This window comes from Ningiella ruwaisensis, from assembly GCF_004798935.1.
In the GTDB taxonomy this organism is placed as follows: Bacteria; Pseudomonadota; Gammaproteobacteria; order Enterobacterales; family Alteromonadaceae; genus Glaciecola; species Glaciecola ruwaisensis.
Genome location: NZ_RAHT01000002.1, coordinates 126,471 through 142,213, shown reverse-complemented (window position 1 = coordinate 142,213; position 15,743 = coordinate 126,471). Strand labels below are relative to the sequence as shown.

The 15,743-nt window shown below is 44.0% G+C and carries 17 protein-coding genes; 15 read left to right on the top strand and 2 right to left on the bottom strand.

All coding sequences use genetic code 11. The features are described 5' to 3' along the window. Window positions 1-154: 154 nt before the first annotated feature. Entirely contained in the window at window positions 155-1,192 is a 1,038-nt protein-coding gene (gene queA / locus D6V41_RS04100; RefSeq protein ID WP_136250212.1) for a tRNA preQ1(34) S-adenosylmethionine ribosyltransferase-isomerase QueA, read from the top strand. A 173-nt stretch (window positions 1,193-1,365) separates the two neighbouring features. On the opposite strand, the gene D6V41_RS18135 is transcribed toward queA, so the two are convergent. Beyond that, complete coding sequence (locus tag D6V41_RS18135) at window positions 1,366-1,512, bottom strand: hypothetical protein (RefSeq protein WP_168710963.1); 147 nt, start codon at window positions 1,510-1,512, stop codon at window positions 1,366-1,368. 259 nt (window positions 1,513-1,771) lie between these two features. Here D6V41_RS18135 and D6V41_RS04095 point away from each other — a divergent pair, with 259 nt between their 5' ends. The 9 genes from D6V41_RS04095 to D6V41_RS04055 all read left to right on the top strand — a co-directional run bounded on the left by D6V41_RS04095 (window position 1,772) and on the right by D6V41_RS04055 (window position 10,729). Further along, entirely contained in the window at window positions 1,772-3,487 is a 1,716-nt protein-coding gene (locus tag D6V41_RS04095) for a hypothetical protein (protein WP_136250211.1), read from the top strand. An 87-nt stretch (window positions 3,488-3,574) separates the two neighbouring features. Then, a complete protein-coding gene (tgt, locus tag D6V41_RS04090) occupies window positions 3,575-4,681 on the top strand; it encodes a tRNA guanosine(34) transglycosylase Tgt (protein WP_136250210.1) in 1,107 nt (368 codons plus the stop codon). A 119-nt stretch (window positions 4,682-4,800) separates the two neighbouring features. After that, a complete protein-coding gene (yajC, locus tag D6V41_RS04085) occupies window positions 4,801-5,142 on the top strand; it encodes a preprotein translocase subunit YajC (protein ID WP_136250209.1) in 342 nt (113 codons plus the stop codon). Between the two features lie 69 nt (window positions 5,143-5,211). Then, the gene (gene secD, locus D6V41_RS04080) at window positions 5,212-7,056 is read left to right on the top strand and encodes a protein translocase subunit SecD (RefSeq protein WP_136250208.1); all 1,845 of its coding nucleotides are present in this window, start codon (window positions 5,212-5,214) and stop codon (window positions 7,054-7,056) included. 10 nt (window positions 7,057-7,066) lie between these two features. Next, window positions 7,067-8,011 (top strand): protein translocase subunit SecF, encoded by a 945-nt coding sequence (gene secF, locus D6V41_RS04075; protein WP_136250207.1) that lies wholly within the window; start codon window positions 7,067-7,069, stop codon window positions 8,009-8,011. A 151-nt stretch (window positions 8,012-8,162) separates the two neighbouring features. Further along, window positions 8,163-8,903 (top strand): tellurite resistance TerB family protein, encoded by a 741-nt coding sequence (locus D6V41_RS04070; protein WP_136250206.1) that lies wholly within the window; start codon window positions 8,163-8,165, stop codon window positions 8,901-8,903. A gap of 65 nt (window positions 8,904-8,968) precedes the next feature. Continuing rightward, window positions 8,969-9,598: a YceI family protein gene (locus D6V41_RS04065; RefSeq protein ID WP_136250205.1), complete on the top strand. Its 630-nt coding sequence runs from the start codon at window positions 8,969-8,971 to the stop codon at window positions 9,596-9,598. A gap of 5 nt (window positions 9,599-9,603) precedes the next feature. Continuing rightward, window positions 9,604-10,185 (top strand): cytochrome b, encoded by a 582-nt coding sequence (locus D6V41_RS04060; RefSeq protein WP_136250204.1) that lies wholly within the window; start codon window positions 9,604-9,606, stop codon window positions 10,183-10,185. A gap of 16 nt (window positions 10,186-10,201) precedes the next feature. Next, on the top strand, window positions 10,202-10,729 hold the full coding sequence (locus tag D6V41_RS04055; RefSeq protein ID WP_136250203.1) for a YceI family protein: 528 nt from the start codon (window positions 10,202-10,204) through the stop codon (window positions 10,727-10,729). Between the two features lie 56 nt (window positions 10,730-10,785). Here D6V41_RS04055 and D6V41_RS04050 read toward each other — a convergent pair whose 3' ends face one another. Beyond that, on the bottom strand, window positions 10,786-11,586 hold the full coding sequence (locus tag D6V41_RS04050; protein WP_136250202.1) for an inositol monophosphatase family protein: 801 nt from the start codon (window positions 11,584-11,586) through the stop codon (window positions 10,786-10,788). A gap of 136 nt (window positions 11,587-11,722) precedes the next feature. Between D6V41_RS04050 and trmJ the strand changes: the two genes are divergently transcribed. The 5 genes from trmJ to iscU all read left to right on the top strand — a co-directional run bounded on the left by trmJ (window position 11,723) and on the right by iscU (window position 15,707). Beyond that, a complete protein-coding gene (gene trmJ, locus D6V41_RS04045; RefSeq protein ID WP_136250201.1) occupies window positions 11,723-12,553 on the top strand; it encodes a tRNA (cytosine(32)/uridine(32)-2'-O)-methyltransferase TrmJ in 831 nt (276 codons plus the stop codon). A 3-nt stretch (window positions 12,554-12,556) separates the two neighbouring features. Further along, window positions 12,557-13,384, top strand: coding sequence for a serine O-acetyltransferase (cysE, locus tag D6V41_RS04040; RefSeq protein ID WP_136250200.1), 828 nt, complete (start codon window positions 12,557-12,559; stop codon window positions 13,382-13,384). A gap of 170 nt (window positions 13,385-13,554) precedes the next feature. Next, entirely contained in the window at window positions 13,555-14,034 is a 480-nt protein-coding gene (gene iscR, locus D6V41_RS04035) for a Fe-S cluster assembly transcriptional regulator IscR (RefSeq protein ID WP_136250199.1), read from the top strand. A gap of 12 nt (window positions 14,035-14,046) precedes the next feature. Then, the gene (locus D6V41_RS04030; RefSeq protein ID WP_136250198.1) at window positions 14,047-15,270 is read left to right on the top strand and encodes an IscS subfamily cysteine desulfurase; all 1,224 of its coding nucleotides are present in this window, start codon (window positions 14,047-14,049) and stop codon (window positions 15,268-15,270) included. A gap of 56 nt (window positions 15,271-15,326) precedes the next feature. Then, the gene (iscU, locus tag D6V41_RS04025; protein WP_136250197.1) at window positions 15,327-15,707 is read left to right on the top strand and encodes a Fe-S cluster assembly scaffold IscU; all 381 of its coding nucleotides are present in this window, start codon (window positions 15,327-15,329) and stop codon (window positions 15,705-15,707) included. The last annotated feature ends 36 nt before the right edge of the window (window positions 15,708-15,743 follow it).

Below are 15,743 nucleotides of genomic sequence, written 5' to 3'. Positions count from 1 at the left end.
GGGAGATGTCTAAAATATGTACAACCAATATTAGTGAATACGCGTATAATGTGCGACCTTTTTAGGGTATGAGGGCTGATTGATAAGTATAGACTTATATAACTTTAGCTATTCGACCGCATTCGTGATTTTGTAAACGCATTTTGTGAGCTGTATGAAAATAACCGATTTTGATTTTGAATTACCCGAACACCTTATCGCCAAGTATCCTGCAAAAGAACGCAGCGCAAGCAGAATGCTTCGTCTCAATGGCAATACCGGAGAGGTAAAACACGGACAGTTTACCGATATACTATCGATTCTTGAGCCAGGCGATTTACTCATTTTTAATAATACTCGCGTGATCCCTGCCCGTCTTTTTGGGCAAAAATCTTCAGGCGGTAAAGTCGAAATATTGCTTGAACGCGTTTTAAGCGACAATACCGCGATGGCGCATATCAAAGCCAGTAAAGCACCGAAAGCAGGCGCCCGCTTGAATATGGAAGGTAATTTAAATGTTGAGGTCTTGGGTCGTCAGGATGCACTTTTTCATATTCGCTTTGATGCAGATGAAAATGTGTTTGACTTACTGGAAGCCCATGGGCATATGCCGCTTCCACCCTATATAGACAGGCCAGATGAAGAAAGTGACAAAGAGCGCTATCAAACGGTGTATAACGAAAAGCCAGGCGCGGTGGCTGCACCAACAGCCGGTTTACATTTTGACGAAAAGCTGCTCGAAAAAATCAGAGAGAAGGGCGTAGATTCTGCTTTTGTAACCTTGCATGTAGGCGCTGGAACCTTCCAACCTGTTCGCGTGGAAAATATTGAAGACCATATTATGCATGCTGAATATGCAGAGGTGACTGACGAAGTAGTAGAAAAAATACTCGCCACCAAAGCGGCGGGTAAGCGAGTCATTGCGGTGGGAACCACATCAGTGCGTTCAGTAGAATCTGCAGCACACCAACAAAACGACAAACTGATTGCGCCGTTTTTATCTGACACCAGTATTTTTATCTATCCGGGTTTTAACTTTAAAGTTATTGACGCGATGATCACTAATTTTCACCTTCCTCAGTCTACCTTAATGATGCTTATAAGCGCATTTGCAGGACGAGATGAAGTGATGCATGCTTATGCACAGGCAATTAAGCAAGAATATCGTTTTTTCAGCTATGGCGATGCCATGTTCATAGAAAAGAAACAGTAAATATAGAAAAACAGAAAAACAGAAAAACAGAAAAACAGAAAAACAGTAAATGCTTGAGAAGCGGCTTGGCCATTTCGGGCCCGGTCGCTTCAAGCTAGTTATTGTTTGTACTGGATTTTTCAGTACTGAATCTGTTTAAACTAAATCTTTTTATCCTGCGCTCGTACAATAAATTAATCGTTCCTTTCTTCTGACGAATCTTCTGGCGAATCTTCTGACGCCTGCTCTTGGGGTGGAGGACTTGCCGGTGTATTCTCATCCGTATCTGCCTGAGCGGGAGTTTCAACTTCATCTAAACGCACATTTTCATTCTTGGACATAAAGTCATCCTAAAGTTAATTGACGCATTGAGTATAGTTCACCTTTGTAAACAAGCGAGCGATTTGTGCAATAGCATTGCTTATTTATTGCACAGGCAAAGTTATTAGTGCTAAGTTATTGCTTAAAAATAAAAAACAAACTCATTTGTTGTACTTCGCGAGCTTTATTGGCTGAGTTTTAGTTTACTTTTAGTTTACTTTTAGTTTACTTTTCGTTTAGTTATGGGCTCGCTAGGGTGAGTGGCATTGGCGTTCACTAATGAAAAATACAAAACAGGATTCTGTTCTCGCAAGCTTTGGGTCTGCTTGTCTGGCGAAGGTGCCAGCGGTAGCCTATTTCAGTGTGCTGTTTTTTACCGTGCTTTTTTACATCTATGGATTAAGCGCAGCGGCCAATTTGAACGGCAAGCAAGAAACTCGCTTTCTTGAATATGGCGCTTCTGTTTATAAATATCCCTTTCTAAATCGTTATTTAATAGTTGCACCTTCAGAGTCGCCTCTTATTAAACAAGGCCTTCATAGAGGTAGATTAATTGCAATCGACAATTGTGAAGCGCATTTACATGCATCATTAGCATCGCTATACGAATGCGCTAACGTTGGCGAAGCAGAATCGCTCGATATATTAGTGCTGAAAAAAGGTCAAATTCAGACCTTTGTTGGTGAAAGAAGTCAATTGAGTGAGCGTATTGAGCAGGTCAAAATCGATTTAGGCCGTCTGGCACTTGATGGGCTTTTTTCCCTGCTCTCACTGGCCTTGTCACTTTTACTGTTTTGCAAAGCGCGGCACTGTCTTTCAGGATTGCTGTTGAGTTTTACACTGCTATTTAATGTGTTTGAAAGCCAGTTTATTTACTTGGGAAGCAATATAATCAGCGATACCGCAATCGAAAGTATCCGAATTACTTTAGCGGCAATTATTGGGCCTCTAGCAATGTACTATTTCCCCAATATGCCCGTGGTCAGATCTTTTAAAAGCCCATGGTTGTGGGCGATTATTTTAGGCATTGTACTTGTGATTAGTTTCTATCATTTGGGGATGTCCGGCAGTATTGCAAGTTTTGCCGCATTTCATTATTCAGTGGCTTTTGCGCTCGCGCTTGTTTTAGCGCATTTTATATTTAAGTACAAAACAGCCGTAAATATTCGTCAACGTAAACAAATACTCACTTTGACATACTGTATAGGTGTTGGTTTAGTCCTTTATTTACCTTTAATGTTAATTGGAGGTGTCTACGGTTTTTTAGTGGGGCGATTTATTATACCCATCAGCATCGGATTAGGTGTGTTCTTCGCTCTTATGCGCTATGGTCTGTGGCAAGTGGAATCTCTCATCTCAAAATCTGCCACGCTAAGTGTGCTCTCCGTGGTCGCGTTTTCGGTGTGGGCAGGTATCGATCAGGGCTTACAAGCGCTTTTAAATCAAACCCTGGGTTTAAGCAACAAGACCTTCACCGCTTTTTTGGCCGCCGTGATCAGCTCTTTATTTGCTGTACCAGCCTATAACTTTGTGTCTAAATCCTGCGATGCGTTTTTCAATAAAAACCTGCATCAACTTAAGCGCTTTTTATCCAAAGATTTATTAGTGCTGGCAGAAACACAAACACTCGGTACTTTTATACAACATTTAGGCGATAAACTTCTCAAATTAAGCGGCGCGTATAAGATTCACCTCGAATTTGCTGATCACCAACGTTTGGCTGAGCCCATTGAATATGAAAGTTTAGGTAGTGCCGCCATTGATGAGCACCCTGTTCTAAAAACAGAGCAATTTAGCTATGAAGTCAAAGACGTGCTGTCTATTGTCATTAAGCTGACTTTTGCTGACAGGCGAATAAACAAAGAAATAAAAGAAGAGCTGGAGGAGGGGACCGATGAAATGGCGCGCGCTTTAGCCTCCTGTTCTCGCTGGAATTATTTGGAAAGTAAAGACCCGTCTATGCGGGCGATGCGTCCCATGCACCTGCCAAGTTGAATATCTTGATGGCGATAGTTAATGCCAACGGGGCGGAGTTTTTGCTATACTCCCGCGCTATATTTTAAGCAAGAATTGTTGTTATTAATGAAATTTAATTTATTAAATACCGATGGCCTTGCCCGTCGCGGGCAATTGGTGTTTGAGCGAGGTGTGGTTGAAACGCCAGCCTTTATGCCGGTTGGCACCTACGGCACAGTAAAAGGCATGACTCCGGAAGAGTTAGATGCTTCGGGTGCGCATATCTGTTTGGGCAATACCTTTCATTTGATGTTGCGTCCCGGTACGCAAATCATTCAGCAGCATGGCGACCTTCATGACTTTATGCACTGGGATAAGCCAATTTTAACTGACTCAGGGGGCTTTCAGGTCTTCTCTTTGGGCGATTTACGCAAAATTGACGAAGAAGGCGTCACATTCCGCTCGCCCATAAATGGTGAAAAAATATTGCTTACGCCCGAAAAGTCCATGCAAGTACAGCGTGAGCTAGGCTCAGATATTGTTATGATTTTTGATGAGTGCACGCCATATCCTGCCACAGAAGAGGAAGCAGAAAGCTCCATGCAGCTTTCGTTGAGATGGGCAAAGCGCAGTAAAGACGCCCACGCTGATAATCCATCTGCGCTATTTGGCATTGTGCAGGGTGGTATGTATGAGTCGCTGCGCGATACCTCATTGGCGGGCTTGGAAGCAATTGATTTTGATGGTTATGCCATAGGCGGCCTTTCTGTGGGTGAGCCTAAAGAAGATATGCTGCGCATTGTTAAACACACCGCTCCTAAAATTCCTGCGCACAAGCCTCGATATTTGATGGGAGTCGGCAAACCCGAGGATATAGTAGAATCGGTGCGCCGCGGAATCGATATGTTTGATTGCGTTATGCCAACGCGCAATGCGCGCAATGGTCACTTGTTTGTGACCGAAGGCGTTATTAAAATCCGCAATGCCAAACACAAGACCGACACCGGGCCATTGGACGAAAATTGCGATTGTTACACTTGTAAAAATTACAGTCGGTCATACTTACACCACTTAGACAAGTGTAATGAGATACTGGGCGCGCGTTTAAATACCATCCATAACTTACGTTATTATCAAATTGTGATGGAAGGATTAAGAGAGGCTATCTCAAATAATGCGCTAGAGGATTTTGTTGCCGATTTTTACGCCAAAAAAGGCATGGAAGCACCCTAACTGTAAGTGCGTAAAGCACAAAGAGCTACAAAGAAGTACAAAGAGATTCGATTAAACAGTTGGTTGTACAACTACTTATTTAAAATAAAAATAGCAAAATAAAATAGAAGGATATCAATATGAGTTTGTTTATATCAGATGCACACGCAGCAGGCGCAGGCGGCGCAGCCCCGGGATTCGGCTTTGAACCCTTGATCATGCTGGCGGTGTTCGGGTTGATTTTTTACTTTTTACTTTATCGTCCACAGGCCAAGCGCGTAAAAGAACACAAAAATCTGGTGTCTTCTTTGGCTAAGGGTGATGAAGTGCTTACTCAAGGTGGTATCGTGGGTAAGATTACAAAAGTCGCAGACGACAAAGATTTCATTGAAATTGCGCTAAATGACAATAATCACATTTTAGTGCAAAAAACAGCAGTAAGCGCCGTCTTGCCAAAAGGCACGCTTAAAACTTTAAATTAAGAGATTAAAGCCGCGTATTGCAAGGTGCTTTTTCAAGCGCTTGCTTCTGCGGCTTTTTAGGATGTCATTGTGTTAAATCAAACTCCTATATGGAAATACATTCTGGTCATATTCATGCTTGGCCTCTGCGGCTTGTATGCATTGCCGAATTTGTATGGTGAAGACCATGCAGTACAAATATCCTCAGGTCGGGATACCACGGTCAGTCAAAGTTTAGCTGACGACGTAAAACAAAGCCTCGACCAGGCAAATATAAATTATAAGAACGTAGAGTTTGAAGATGAGCGAATTCTTGTTCGTTTGCCTGACTCTGACACTCAACTTGTTGTGCGTGAAAAGCTCGATGATAAGTTAGGGGATGACTATTTTGTTGCCATGAACCTCGCGCCAGATACGCCCGATTGGCTTGACGAACTAGGTGGTACGCCTATGAAGCTGGGCTTGGATTTGCGTGGCGGTGTTCACTTTCTTATGGAAGTAGACATGAATAGCGCCATCGATACATCTGTTGGCGGTATTGTTGATGAGTTTAGAGATCGTCTGCGCGAAGAAAAGCTTCGCTATCGCACAGTGCGCCAGGCCGGACAAGCAGTTGATATCATATTCCGTGATGCTGAAGTGCTTGATAGTGCTCAATTCTTTTTGCGTAATAACTATCCGGATATGAGCTTCGATGAGCGTGACGATTTAACCCTAAGAGCGACATTCAGCGAGCAGCGCCTGGCCGAAATTCGTGATTATGCAGTTAAGCAAAATATTACGATTATTCGAAATCGTGTTAATCAGCTAGGTGTGGCTGAACCTTTGGTACAAAAACAAGGGCAAGACCGCATCGTTGTTCAGCTTCCAGGTATTCAGGACACTGCCAAAGCAAAAGAAATTCTAAACGCCACTGCGACGCTGAACTTCCGTTTGGTGGATCAGGACGGGGACGTTCGAGATGCCTTAAGCGGACGTATACCGGCAGGCTCTGAGCTACTTTACTCGCGCGATGGTCAGCCGGTGCTTCTTAAAAAGCAAATCATGCTTGAAGGTAGCCATATTATTGATGCTTCGAACAGTCTTGATGAAAACGGCTTTCCGCAGGTAAATATAAACCTTGATGGCAAAGGCGGCAGCAAAATGTCCAACGTCAGTAAAGAAAACGTTGGTAAGCCCATGGCGACCGTTTTTATCGAGTATAAAGCCACTGATGAGCGAGGTCCTGATGGCAAACTGATTTTTGAGAAAAAAGAAGAAGTCATTAACGTTGCGACCATCCAAACGCAGTTGGGAAGTTCATTTCGCATTACCGGTATCGATTCAGCCGGTGAGGCGCGTGATTTAGCGCTCTTGTTAAGAGCCGGTGCACTCATCGCGCCTATCCAGATTGTTGAAGAACGAACCGTTGGTCCAAGCTTGGGTAAAGAAAATATAGAGCTAGGTATGCAGGCAATTACCTATGGCTTGATTGCCGTGCTTTTGTTTATGCTGGTGTACTACCGCGTTTTTGGTATTGTGGCCAATGTCGCGCTTATCGCCAACGTTGTGATGATAGTGGGCGTAATGTCAATGATACCGGGGGCCACTTTGACCTTACCCGGCATGGCTGGGATAGTCTTAACGGTTGGTATGGCCGTGGATGCGAATGTGTTAATTTTTGAGCGGATACGCGAAGAAATTCGAGATGGGCGAAGTCCGCAGCAGGCAATTCATTTTGGTTACGACAACGCATTTTCAACCATTTTAGATGCCAATATAACCACTTTCATAGCAGGCATGATTTTGTTTGCAGTGGGGACTGGGCCGATTAAGGGCTTCTCAATTACGTTAATGATTGGGATTGTGACATCTATGTTTACGGCCATTATTGTCACGCGCGTACTTGTAAACCTCATTTGGGGTGGCAAACGCGTGAAGAAGTTAGCGATTTAGGAGAGTCAACATGGCATTTCAGATATTAAAGCTCGACGAAACCGTAAACTTCATGAAGTTGCGTATACCTGCAATGGTATTTTCTACCATATTAATTTTTGGCTCGATTGCGTCACTTGCAGTGAATCAATTGAACTGGGGTCTGGATTTTACTGGGGGAACTGTCATACAAGTCAGTTACCCCGATGGTGCGAATCTAGAGCTGGTTAGAGACGAACTCACCGCGGCTGATTTTCCAGATGCAGTTGTGCAGAATTTTGGTAGCAGTCAGGAAGTATTAATTCGTGTTGCACCGCGGGATGATTTGCAAGCCGAAATCATCGGCGATATGGTTATGGCTGCATTGAGAGAAGGCACTGCGAACGTAGAAATGCAGCGCATTGAGTTTGTGGGGCCAAATGTGGGTGAGGAATTAACAGAGCAAGGCGGCCTGGCTATGCTTGTTGCTCTCATCTGTATTCTGATCTACGTTGCCATGCGTTTTGAATACCGTTTTGCCTTAGGCTCTGTTGGCGCACTTGCTCACGATGTGATCATCACACTCGGTCTATTTAGCGTATTACAGCTTGAGTTTGATTTAACCGTACTTGCTGCTTTGTTGGCGGTTATCGGTTATTCACTTAACGATACCATTGTAGTTAGTGACCGCATTAGAGAAAATTTCAGAAAGGTGAGAAAGAGCGACCCTGAAGAAATCATCAACATCTCGCTTACACAAACTTTAAACAGAACCATTGTGACCTCTTTGACCACGATTTTAGTGTTACTGGCACTTTTCTTTAAAGGTGGCGCACTTATTCACGGTTTTGCGACAGCCTTGCTGTTTGGGGTATTCATCGGTACTTACTCATCTGTTTATATCGCATCTTCAGTCGCATTATTCTTAGGAGTAAGTAAAGAAGACTTGATGCCGCCAGAGGTTGAAAAAGAGGGTGAAGATTTAGAGCCTTTGTAGGTCTCATAAACACGCGCTAAACATCTTAAAAACCTGCTTGTTAGCAGGTTTTTATTTGCCATCAGTTTTTTAATGACGACCTTTCGTTTTCCAAGAACAACTTTTTATTTATTTAGTCAGTATAAATGATGTATTTCGTTTGGAGACGTATATGGACTTATCAAAATTAGTAGGTGGTTTAAGCAAATCTGGTGCGCTTTCAGGTTTTATGGGCGGCGTGGCCGGGGGTGGTTTAACTAGTATGATTGCCAGCAAAAAAGGCCGTAAAGTCGGCAAGGGTGCACTCAAGGTAGGTGCCTTGGCTGCGGTTGGCGGCCTGGCATGGAAAGCTTACCAGCAATATTCTGCGAATAAAGAAGGGCAGGGTGTTAACGCCAATCAGACTCAATATTCCGCTCAGGGACAAATACCTGGCCATGCCACTGGGGCAAATACTTATGGTGCGCAAGGACAAATGCAAAGTGTTCAAGGTGCACGATTTGACTTCAAACCTGCGGCCATTCCCCAGCAAGCGTTTGAAGAAGTGGTAGAAGAAAGCAATGAACAAGGTCAGCTTATTTTAATGCGCGCAATGATCACAGCCGCTTATGCAGATGGGCATATTGATGAGTCTGAACGTCAGCGTATTTTTGCACAGGTTGAAACCATGGATTTAAGTATGCAGGAAAAGGCGATGTTATTTGATGAATTACGCCGTCCTTTAAGCTTACCAGAGCTCGTGCAGCAAGTGCCAAATGCGCAAACGGGCATTGAAGTTTATGCAGCAAGCGCCAGTGCGATAGACCAAAATGCACCTGAATCGCGAGCATTTTTGCAGGAATTATCAAATCAGCTATGCATTCCAAGAGAGCTGGTTCACAACATTCATGAACAACTTGCAAGCTACTCTTAGCTCGCTATTTAAAAAACAAACAATTACAAAAGATCAGTCAATCACAAATAACGAAAGAGGATGCCATGAAATCGATAAAAATAATTGCCTTTGTCAGCGCGCTATTGCTGGCGAGCTGCGTTTCCTGGGTGTTTGCAAAAAGCCCGTTTAATGATATGCCTGAAGGAACATATGAATTGGATTTAAGTCACGCCAGTGTGGTATGGAAAGTATCCCATCTGGGCTTGTCTGATTATGTAGCGCGATTTGCAAACTTTGATGCGAGTATCGATTTTGACCCTAACGACATTGAAAACAGTAAAGTCAGCGCAACTATTGACCCAATGTCTATTCAAACGGCTTATCCTAATGCGGAAGAAAAAGACTTTAATAACATTTTGGCGACCGATAAAGACTGGTTTAATGCAGGCGTATTCCCCGCTATAACATTTGAATCAACGAGTATTGATATGACCGGCGAAAATACCGCCAAGATGCAGGGTAATCTCAGCTTTTTAGGCACAAGCTTGCCGGTTACACTGGATGTCATTTTCAACGGTGCCATGCAGCGTCAGCCTTTCAGTGGTAAACCAACGATGGGATTTTCGGCAAGCACTACTATTGAGCGCTCCAAGTGGGGCATGACTAAATACGTGCCGAATATTGGCGATGAAGTAGAAGTGATGATTGAAGGCGAGTTCGCTTTAGCGGATTAAGATTCTTGTTTACCGATAATCGTTATCCTGACAAACGCTATCACAGCTTAAGCGTTTTGCTGCATTGGCTCATTGCCGGTGGACTGCTATTCATGTTCGCCAGTGGTCTTTATATGGTCAATGCAGAGATGCCAAAGGCAGACCAATACAAGCTTTTTCAAATTCACAAAGCATCTGGAGTGATTATGCTGTGGGCCATTGCGTTGCGACTTTTAACTCGCTGGCTCACACATCAACCTCCCTTACCGAGCGAGTTGAGTGTTAAAGAGCAAAAGCTGGCCAAACTTGGACATCTTGCTTTGTACATTGGCCTCTGTGTAATGCCTCTAAGTGGTTGGTTGATGGTATCGGCAAGCCCCTTTGGCTTACCAACCTTCGTGTTTGTTGATTGGATAAAATGGCCACATATTCCGTTTGTTGAGAGAAATAAAACCATTGAAAGCCTGGCCCGAAATACCCACTGGATTGTCGCAAGTGGCCTGCTTTTAATAATTATTGGCCACATCGCTGCGGTAATAATGCATAAGAAAAAACAGAATATACAATTGCTTAAACGCATGTGGTGGTTTAAAAATGACCAGAACTAATTTTTAGAGGAACAATATGCATTATCTTCGCTTTTTTGCTTTAGCTTGTTTACTCTGCGCAAGCACCTTTGTGTTTTCGAAGAGCAATATAGATAATACACAAGGCATTGTAGGCTTTGCCGGAGAGCACGCAGGTATGGCATTTTCAGGTGAATTTACCCGGTGGAACGCAAAAATTTCTCTTCCACCAGAAGCTTCTCCATCAATTGAAGCTGAATTTCAGCTTGCCTCAGCTCGCACGGGTGATGCCATCTATGACGAAACCCTGCCGGAAGGCGACTGGTTTGACGTGAAAAACCACCCGGTGGGAAAATTCACCAGCTCAAATATTGAAGCGGTAGACAATGGTTATTTGGTAGAAGGCACGCTGAGACTTAGAGGTAAAACGCTACCGGTCAGTTTTAAATTAAATGAAAATGGAGAACGACTTCAGTCACGCTTTGCAATTGACCGACTGGAATATGGCATAGGGTTGGATTCAGATCCTGAAGCGGATTGGGTTAGCCGTGAAATTCAGATGACTTTGGATATTCCAAAGCCTTAAGCGTCTATTCGCTTAAGGCTTTAATTTATCGTTTTACGGTTTAGCCCTTTAACTGCTTATCCCTTTAACTGCTTAACAATATGCTGAACCACACGTGGATTGCCAGCAACAAGACCGTTTGCGCTGCCTGGCGCTTTTAATTCAGCGTAAAGAGGATCGTTGTTACCCGCATAATCGGTAATTAATCCGCCTGCCTCTTTTACCAAAAGTTCGCCCGCCGCCATGTCCCAGGCTTTAAGTCCCTTTTCCCAGTAGCCGTCGTAGCGACCTGCAGCAACGTAAGCTAAGTCAAGGGCAGCAGAGCCACATCTTCTCACATCTCCAACCTGTGAGAAAATACGTGTAAATTGGCTAAGCGACTCTTGCAAGCGCGCTTTGTCTCTAAAAGGAAAGGCGGTCGCTAAAATAGTGGAAGATATATCTTTGCCTTTGGTAGCGCGAATACGGTAACCGTTTAACTGTGCACCGCTGCCTTTACTGGCGGTAAATAGTTCGCCGCGAATAGGATCAAATACAACTGCCTGGTCTAGTTTGCCTTTGTATAATAGTGCGATGCTCACAGCAAAGTGCGGAATGCCTTTAATAAAGTTGCTGGTGCCATCTAAAGGGTCGATTACCCAGGTAAAGTCAGGATTATTATTGATGCTTCCGCCTTCTTCTCCCACAAAGCTGTGGTCGGGGAAAGCACTTTGAATTTTTGAAATGATGGCTTTTTCTGCTTCCTTATCTATTTTTGTTACGAAGTCGTTGTTTCCTTTTGCTTCTACGTTGAGGTCGTCGAGGTTTTCAAAGCCACGAGCGATGATTGAGCCAGCTGCACGCGCGGCGCGCACTGCGATATTGAGCATAGGATGCATAGTTAAACCACCAAATTGTAAAAAGAACGGGATAAAAACGCGCGAAGTGTATCAGACAAGCACTCTACATGCTATATTATGCGCCGTTTTTTCGAAGTCATTTAATGAATAATCAAATTTTTACGAGGAAGGCTTGATGCTAGATGCTATCCGTATTGTGCTGGTTAGTACCTCACATACCGGAAATATTGGTTCGACCGCTCGCGCAATGAAAACCATGGGGCTTTCTTCTTTATATCTGGTGTCGCCAAAATCACCACCTGATGGCAAATCCAGCGCGCTGGCAGCAGGTGCAGGTGATGTTTTAGCCAATGTCACAATTGTGGACAGTTTAGATGAAGCCATTGGTGATTGCGGTTTGGTTATTGGCACATCAATGCGCACTAAAACCTTATCCTGGCCGATGCTAAGCACTCGTGAAACGGCTTTTAAAGCTTGCGAAGAGGCAACAAAACATTCTGTTGCATTGGTGTTTGGCCGAGAAAGTAACGGTTTGAGCAATGATGAACTCAGAAAATGTGACTTTCATACCTTTATTCCGGCGAATCCTGAGTATAGCTCCTTGAATCTGGCACAAGCCGTTCAGACCTTTTGTTATGAAATCCGAATGCGTTTTCTTGACATTCAAAATGAATCTCTCCCTCAAACACCTGTTGCAGACTATCCACTAGCTGAGGATTTGGCTCGGTTCTACGAGCATTTGGAGTCTAGCCTTTTAAAAACGCGCTTTATCCGAAAGAATCACCCGGGAGCAGTCATGGATAAACTTATCAGACTGTTTAATCGTGCTCGCCCAGAAGCGCTTGAATTAAATATTTTGCGAGGCATATTAGCGTCAATCGATAAACAGCACGCAAAAATGACAAAGTTTGAGCGCCAACTTAAAGCTTCATCTCAAGCAGTTTCATCTCAAGCAGTTTCATCTCAAGTAGTAAGTATCAAACCACATAAAGACCCAAAAGGTTAATCTATGTTTGCACGCATGCAAGAAGATATTAAAAGCGTATTCCATCGTGATCCGGCAGCCCGCAATACTTTGGAGGTTTTGTTCAATTATCCGGGCTTGCACGCAATCTGGATCCATCGATTTGCGCACTGGCTGTGGGAGATAAAGCTATCTTGGCTTGCCAGATTTATATCCAATATCAATCGCTTTCTCACAGGAATTGAGATTCACCCGGGTGCTACGCTTGGCCGGCGCGTATTTATTGATCACGGCATGGGCGTTGTGATTGGCGAAACGGCCGTTATCGGGGATGATGTGACGCTTTATCACTCAGTTACCCTGGGTGGCACCAGTTGGCAAGCAGGAAAGCGCCATCCCACCCTTGCCAACAATGTTGTCGTAGGCGCTGGTGCTAAGATACTTGGTCCAATTACGATTGGCGAACACGCTCGGGTTGGTTCAAATTCAGTTGTGGTAAAAGATGTACCGCCGGGAGCAACATGTATAGGCATTCCGGGCCGAAACATTATGCCAAAAGCGAATCAGGCAGCTACCAATAGCGACGATGGTGCATTTAAAAAACGTCAAGCAATTGCGGCAAAATATGGATTCGACGCTTATGCGGTGTCTGAAGATAATCCAGACCCAGTCGCCAATGCCTTGGGACTTATGCTGGAGCACGTGCATCTTATGGATACAAAAGTCGAAGAGATGTGCAAGGTTATTCAGGCATTAGGCGGAGATGTATGCACCGACTCCATACCTAAGCTTAAGGCCGAGGATTTTGCGTCAACAGGTATTTCGCCTACCTTGAAAAAAGCAGCTGCGGAGGCTTTTGATCCTCATATTTGATGGCGAAATTTGCATTAAAGGCCTGATAAGAAAAGCTTTGTGTAAAGACAAGATGTCACTTTAAGTAAAGCGCTTTGGAATAACCTACTAAAATAGTCAAGTAAATACTTGACAAAATTACTCAGGTAATTAGACTTTACATTAATAAAGTCACAAAGGGTTTTGTCGCGATGAAGTTAACATCAAAAGGCAGATACGCGGTTACCGCTATGTTGGATGTTGCGTTACATTCCGACGCCGGGCCGGTGTCCTTGGCAGATATATCGGAACGGCAGGCGATTTCCTTATCCTACCTTGAGCAACTTTTTGCAAGGCTTAGAAAGCAAAAGCTGGTATCAAGTGTAAGAGGGCCAGGCGGTGGATATCAATTGGGCAGAGATGCCTCAACGATTGCCATTGGCGAAGTAATTCGAGCCGTTGATGAGTCTGTAGACGCAACGCGTTGTCAGGGTAATTCAGACTGTCAGGGCGGGGAAAGATGTCTTACCCATAGCCTATGGCAGGATTTAAGTGACAGAATTAGCAGTTTTTTAAACGATATCACGCTTGGTGAATTAATGAGCAAAGGTGACGTAAGAGCCGTCGCTGGTCGTCAAGATAAAAATACGAAACAAATGATTCGTGATATTGAAATTAGTATGCAACTTTAAGCGGAGTAACTGATGAGCAATTTACATTTACCAATCTATCTCGACTATTCGTCTACCACGCCGGTAGACCCGCGTGTTGCTGAAAAAATGAAAGAGTGCCTCACGCATGAAGGTAACTTTGGTAACCCGGCATCACGTTCGCATAAATTCGGTTGGGTGGCAGAAGAAGCAGTTGATATTGCCCGAAACCAAATCGCGGATTTAGTCAACGCTGACCCACGTGAAATCGTATTCACGTCTGGTGCAACCGAGTCTAACAACTTGGCCATTAAAGGCGCGGCACATTTTTACAAAAACCGTGGTAAACATATTATTACGCTCAAAACCGAGCATAAAGCGGTACTTGATACCACACGTCAACTTGAGCGCGAAGGCTACGATGTAACTTACATGCAGCCAGAGCCAAACGGCATTTTGGATCTTGAGAAGTTCAAAGCAGAATTGCGCGACGACACGGTTTTAGTGAGCATCATGCATGTGAATAACGAAATAGGCGTTATTCAGGACATTGAAGCCATTGGTGAAATATGTCGTGAACGAAAAATCGTGTTTCATGTAGATGCGGCTCAGAGCACTGGCAAGGTACCAATTGACTTACAGACCTTGAAAGTTGACTTGATGTCTTTTTCTGCGCATAAAACATACGGCCCGAAGGGTATTGGTGCACTTTATGTGCGACGTAAGCCGCGTATCCGCATCGAGTCTCAAATTCACGGCGGTGGTCACGAGCGTGGCATGCGTTCAGGTACTTTGGCAACGCATCAAATCGTTGGTATGGGTGAAGCGTTCAGAATTGCAAAAGAAGAAATGGCAACTGAAAACGAGCGCATCCGCCGCTTGCGCGACAAGCTTTGGAACGGTATCAAAGACATTGAAGAAGTCTATTTAAACGGTGACCTCGAGCAGCGTGTTGCTCATAACCTGAATGTAAGCTTTAACTTTGTTGAAGGTGAATCCCTGATCATGGCTTTAAAAGACATGGCGGTTTCCTCAGGTTCGGCCTGCACTTCAGCAAGTTTAGAACCGTCTTATGTATTGCGTGCACTTGGGTTGAACGATGAGCTCGCTCATAGCTCAATTCGCTTTAGTATCGGTCGCTTTACCACTGAGGAAGAGATTGACTACGTTGTGAGCGTTATTCAAAACGCCATTGAGAAATTACGCGAAATGTCACCGCTTTGGGATATGTTCAAAGAAGGTATTGATTTAGATTCTGTTGAATGGGCGCATCATTAATTTGATGTTGCTCAGGCAACTGGCATAGACACAAGAATTTTACAGAGGGTAACAACATGGCCTACAGCGAAAAAGTAATCGACCATTATGAAAATCCGCGCAACGTGGGGGCATTTGACAAAAATGATCCTAGCATTGCCACTGGTATGGTAGGGGCACCCGCTTGCGGTGACGTTATGCGTCTACAGCTTAAAGTCAACGACGATGGTATTATTGAAGACGCCAAGTTTAAAACCTATGGTTGTGGTTCTGCCATTGCGTCAAGTTCATTAGTAACTGAATGGGTGAAAGGGAAATCCATTGACGAAGCAACTAGTATTAAAAATACTGATATTGCACAAGAACTGGCTTTACCGCCAGTGAAGATTCATTGCTCAATTTTGGCTGAGGATGCCATTAAAGCAGCAGTAGAAGATTACAAAAGCAAGCGTAAGTAATAAATATCAGTACCTGGTCAGGCGAACCTAGGTTCG

Excerpts from the sequence above, each read along its gene's own strand:
- D6V41_RS04095 (WP_136250211.1), top strand. The coding sequence starts at position 1,772 with ATGAAAAATACAAAACAGGATTCTGTTCTCGCAAGCTTTGGGTCTGCT.
- secF (WP_136250207.1), top strand. The coding sequence starts at position 7,067 with ATGGCATTTCAGATATTAAAGCTCGACGAAACCGTAAACTTCATGAAG.
- trmJ (WP_136250201.1), top strand. The coding sequence starts at position 11,723 with ATGCTAGATGCTATCCGTATTGTGCTGGTTAGTACCTCACATACCGGA.
- iscU (WP_136250197.1), top strand. The coding sequence starts at position 15,327 with ATGGCCTACAGCGAAAAAGTAATCGACCATTATGAAAATCCGCGCAAC.
- D6V41_RS04030 (WP_136250198.1), top strand. The coding sequence starts at position 14,047 with ATGAGCAATTTACATTTACCAATCTATCTCGACTATTCGTCTACCACG.
- iscR (WP_136250199.1), top strand. The coding sequence starts at position 13,555 with ATGAAGTTAACATCAAAAGGCAGATACGCGGTTACCGCTATGTTGGAT.
- cysE (WP_136250200.1), top strand. The coding sequence starts at position 12,557 with ATGTTTGCACGCATGCAAGAAGATATTAAAAGCGTATTCCATCGTGAT.
- queA (WP_136250212.1), top strand. The coding sequence starts at position 155 with ATGAAAATAACCGATTTTGATTTTGAATTACCCGAACACCTTATCGCC.
- D6V41_RS18135 (WP_168710963.1), bottom strand. The coding sequence starts at position 1,512 with ATGTCCAAGAATGAAAATGTGCGTTTAGATGAAGTTGAAACTCCCGCT.
- D6V41_RS04070 (WP_136250206.1), top strand. The coding sequence starts at position 8,163 with ATGGACTTATCAAAATTAGTAGGTGGTTTAAGCAAATCTGGTGCGCTT.
- D6V41_RS04055 (WP_136250203.1), top strand. The coding sequence starts at position 10,202 with ATGCATTATCTTCGCTTTTTTGCTTTAGCTTGTTTACTCTGCGCAAGC.
- D6V41_RS04065 (WP_136250205.1), top strand. The coding sequence starts at position 8,969 with ATGAAATCGATAAAAATAATTGCCTTTGTCAGCGCGCTATTGCTGGCG.
- D6V41_RS04050 (WP_136250202.1), bottom strand. The coding sequence starts at position 11,586 with ATGCATCCTATGCTCAATATCGCAGTGCGCGCCGCGCGTGCAGCTGGC.
- yajC (WP_136250209.1), top strand. The coding sequence starts at position 4,801 with ATGAGTTTGTTTATATCAGATGCACACGCAGCAGGCGCAGGCGGCGCA.
- tgt (WP_136250210.1), top strand. The coding sequence starts at position 3,575 with ATGAAATTTAATTTATTAAATACCGATGGCCTTGCCCGTCGCGGGCAA.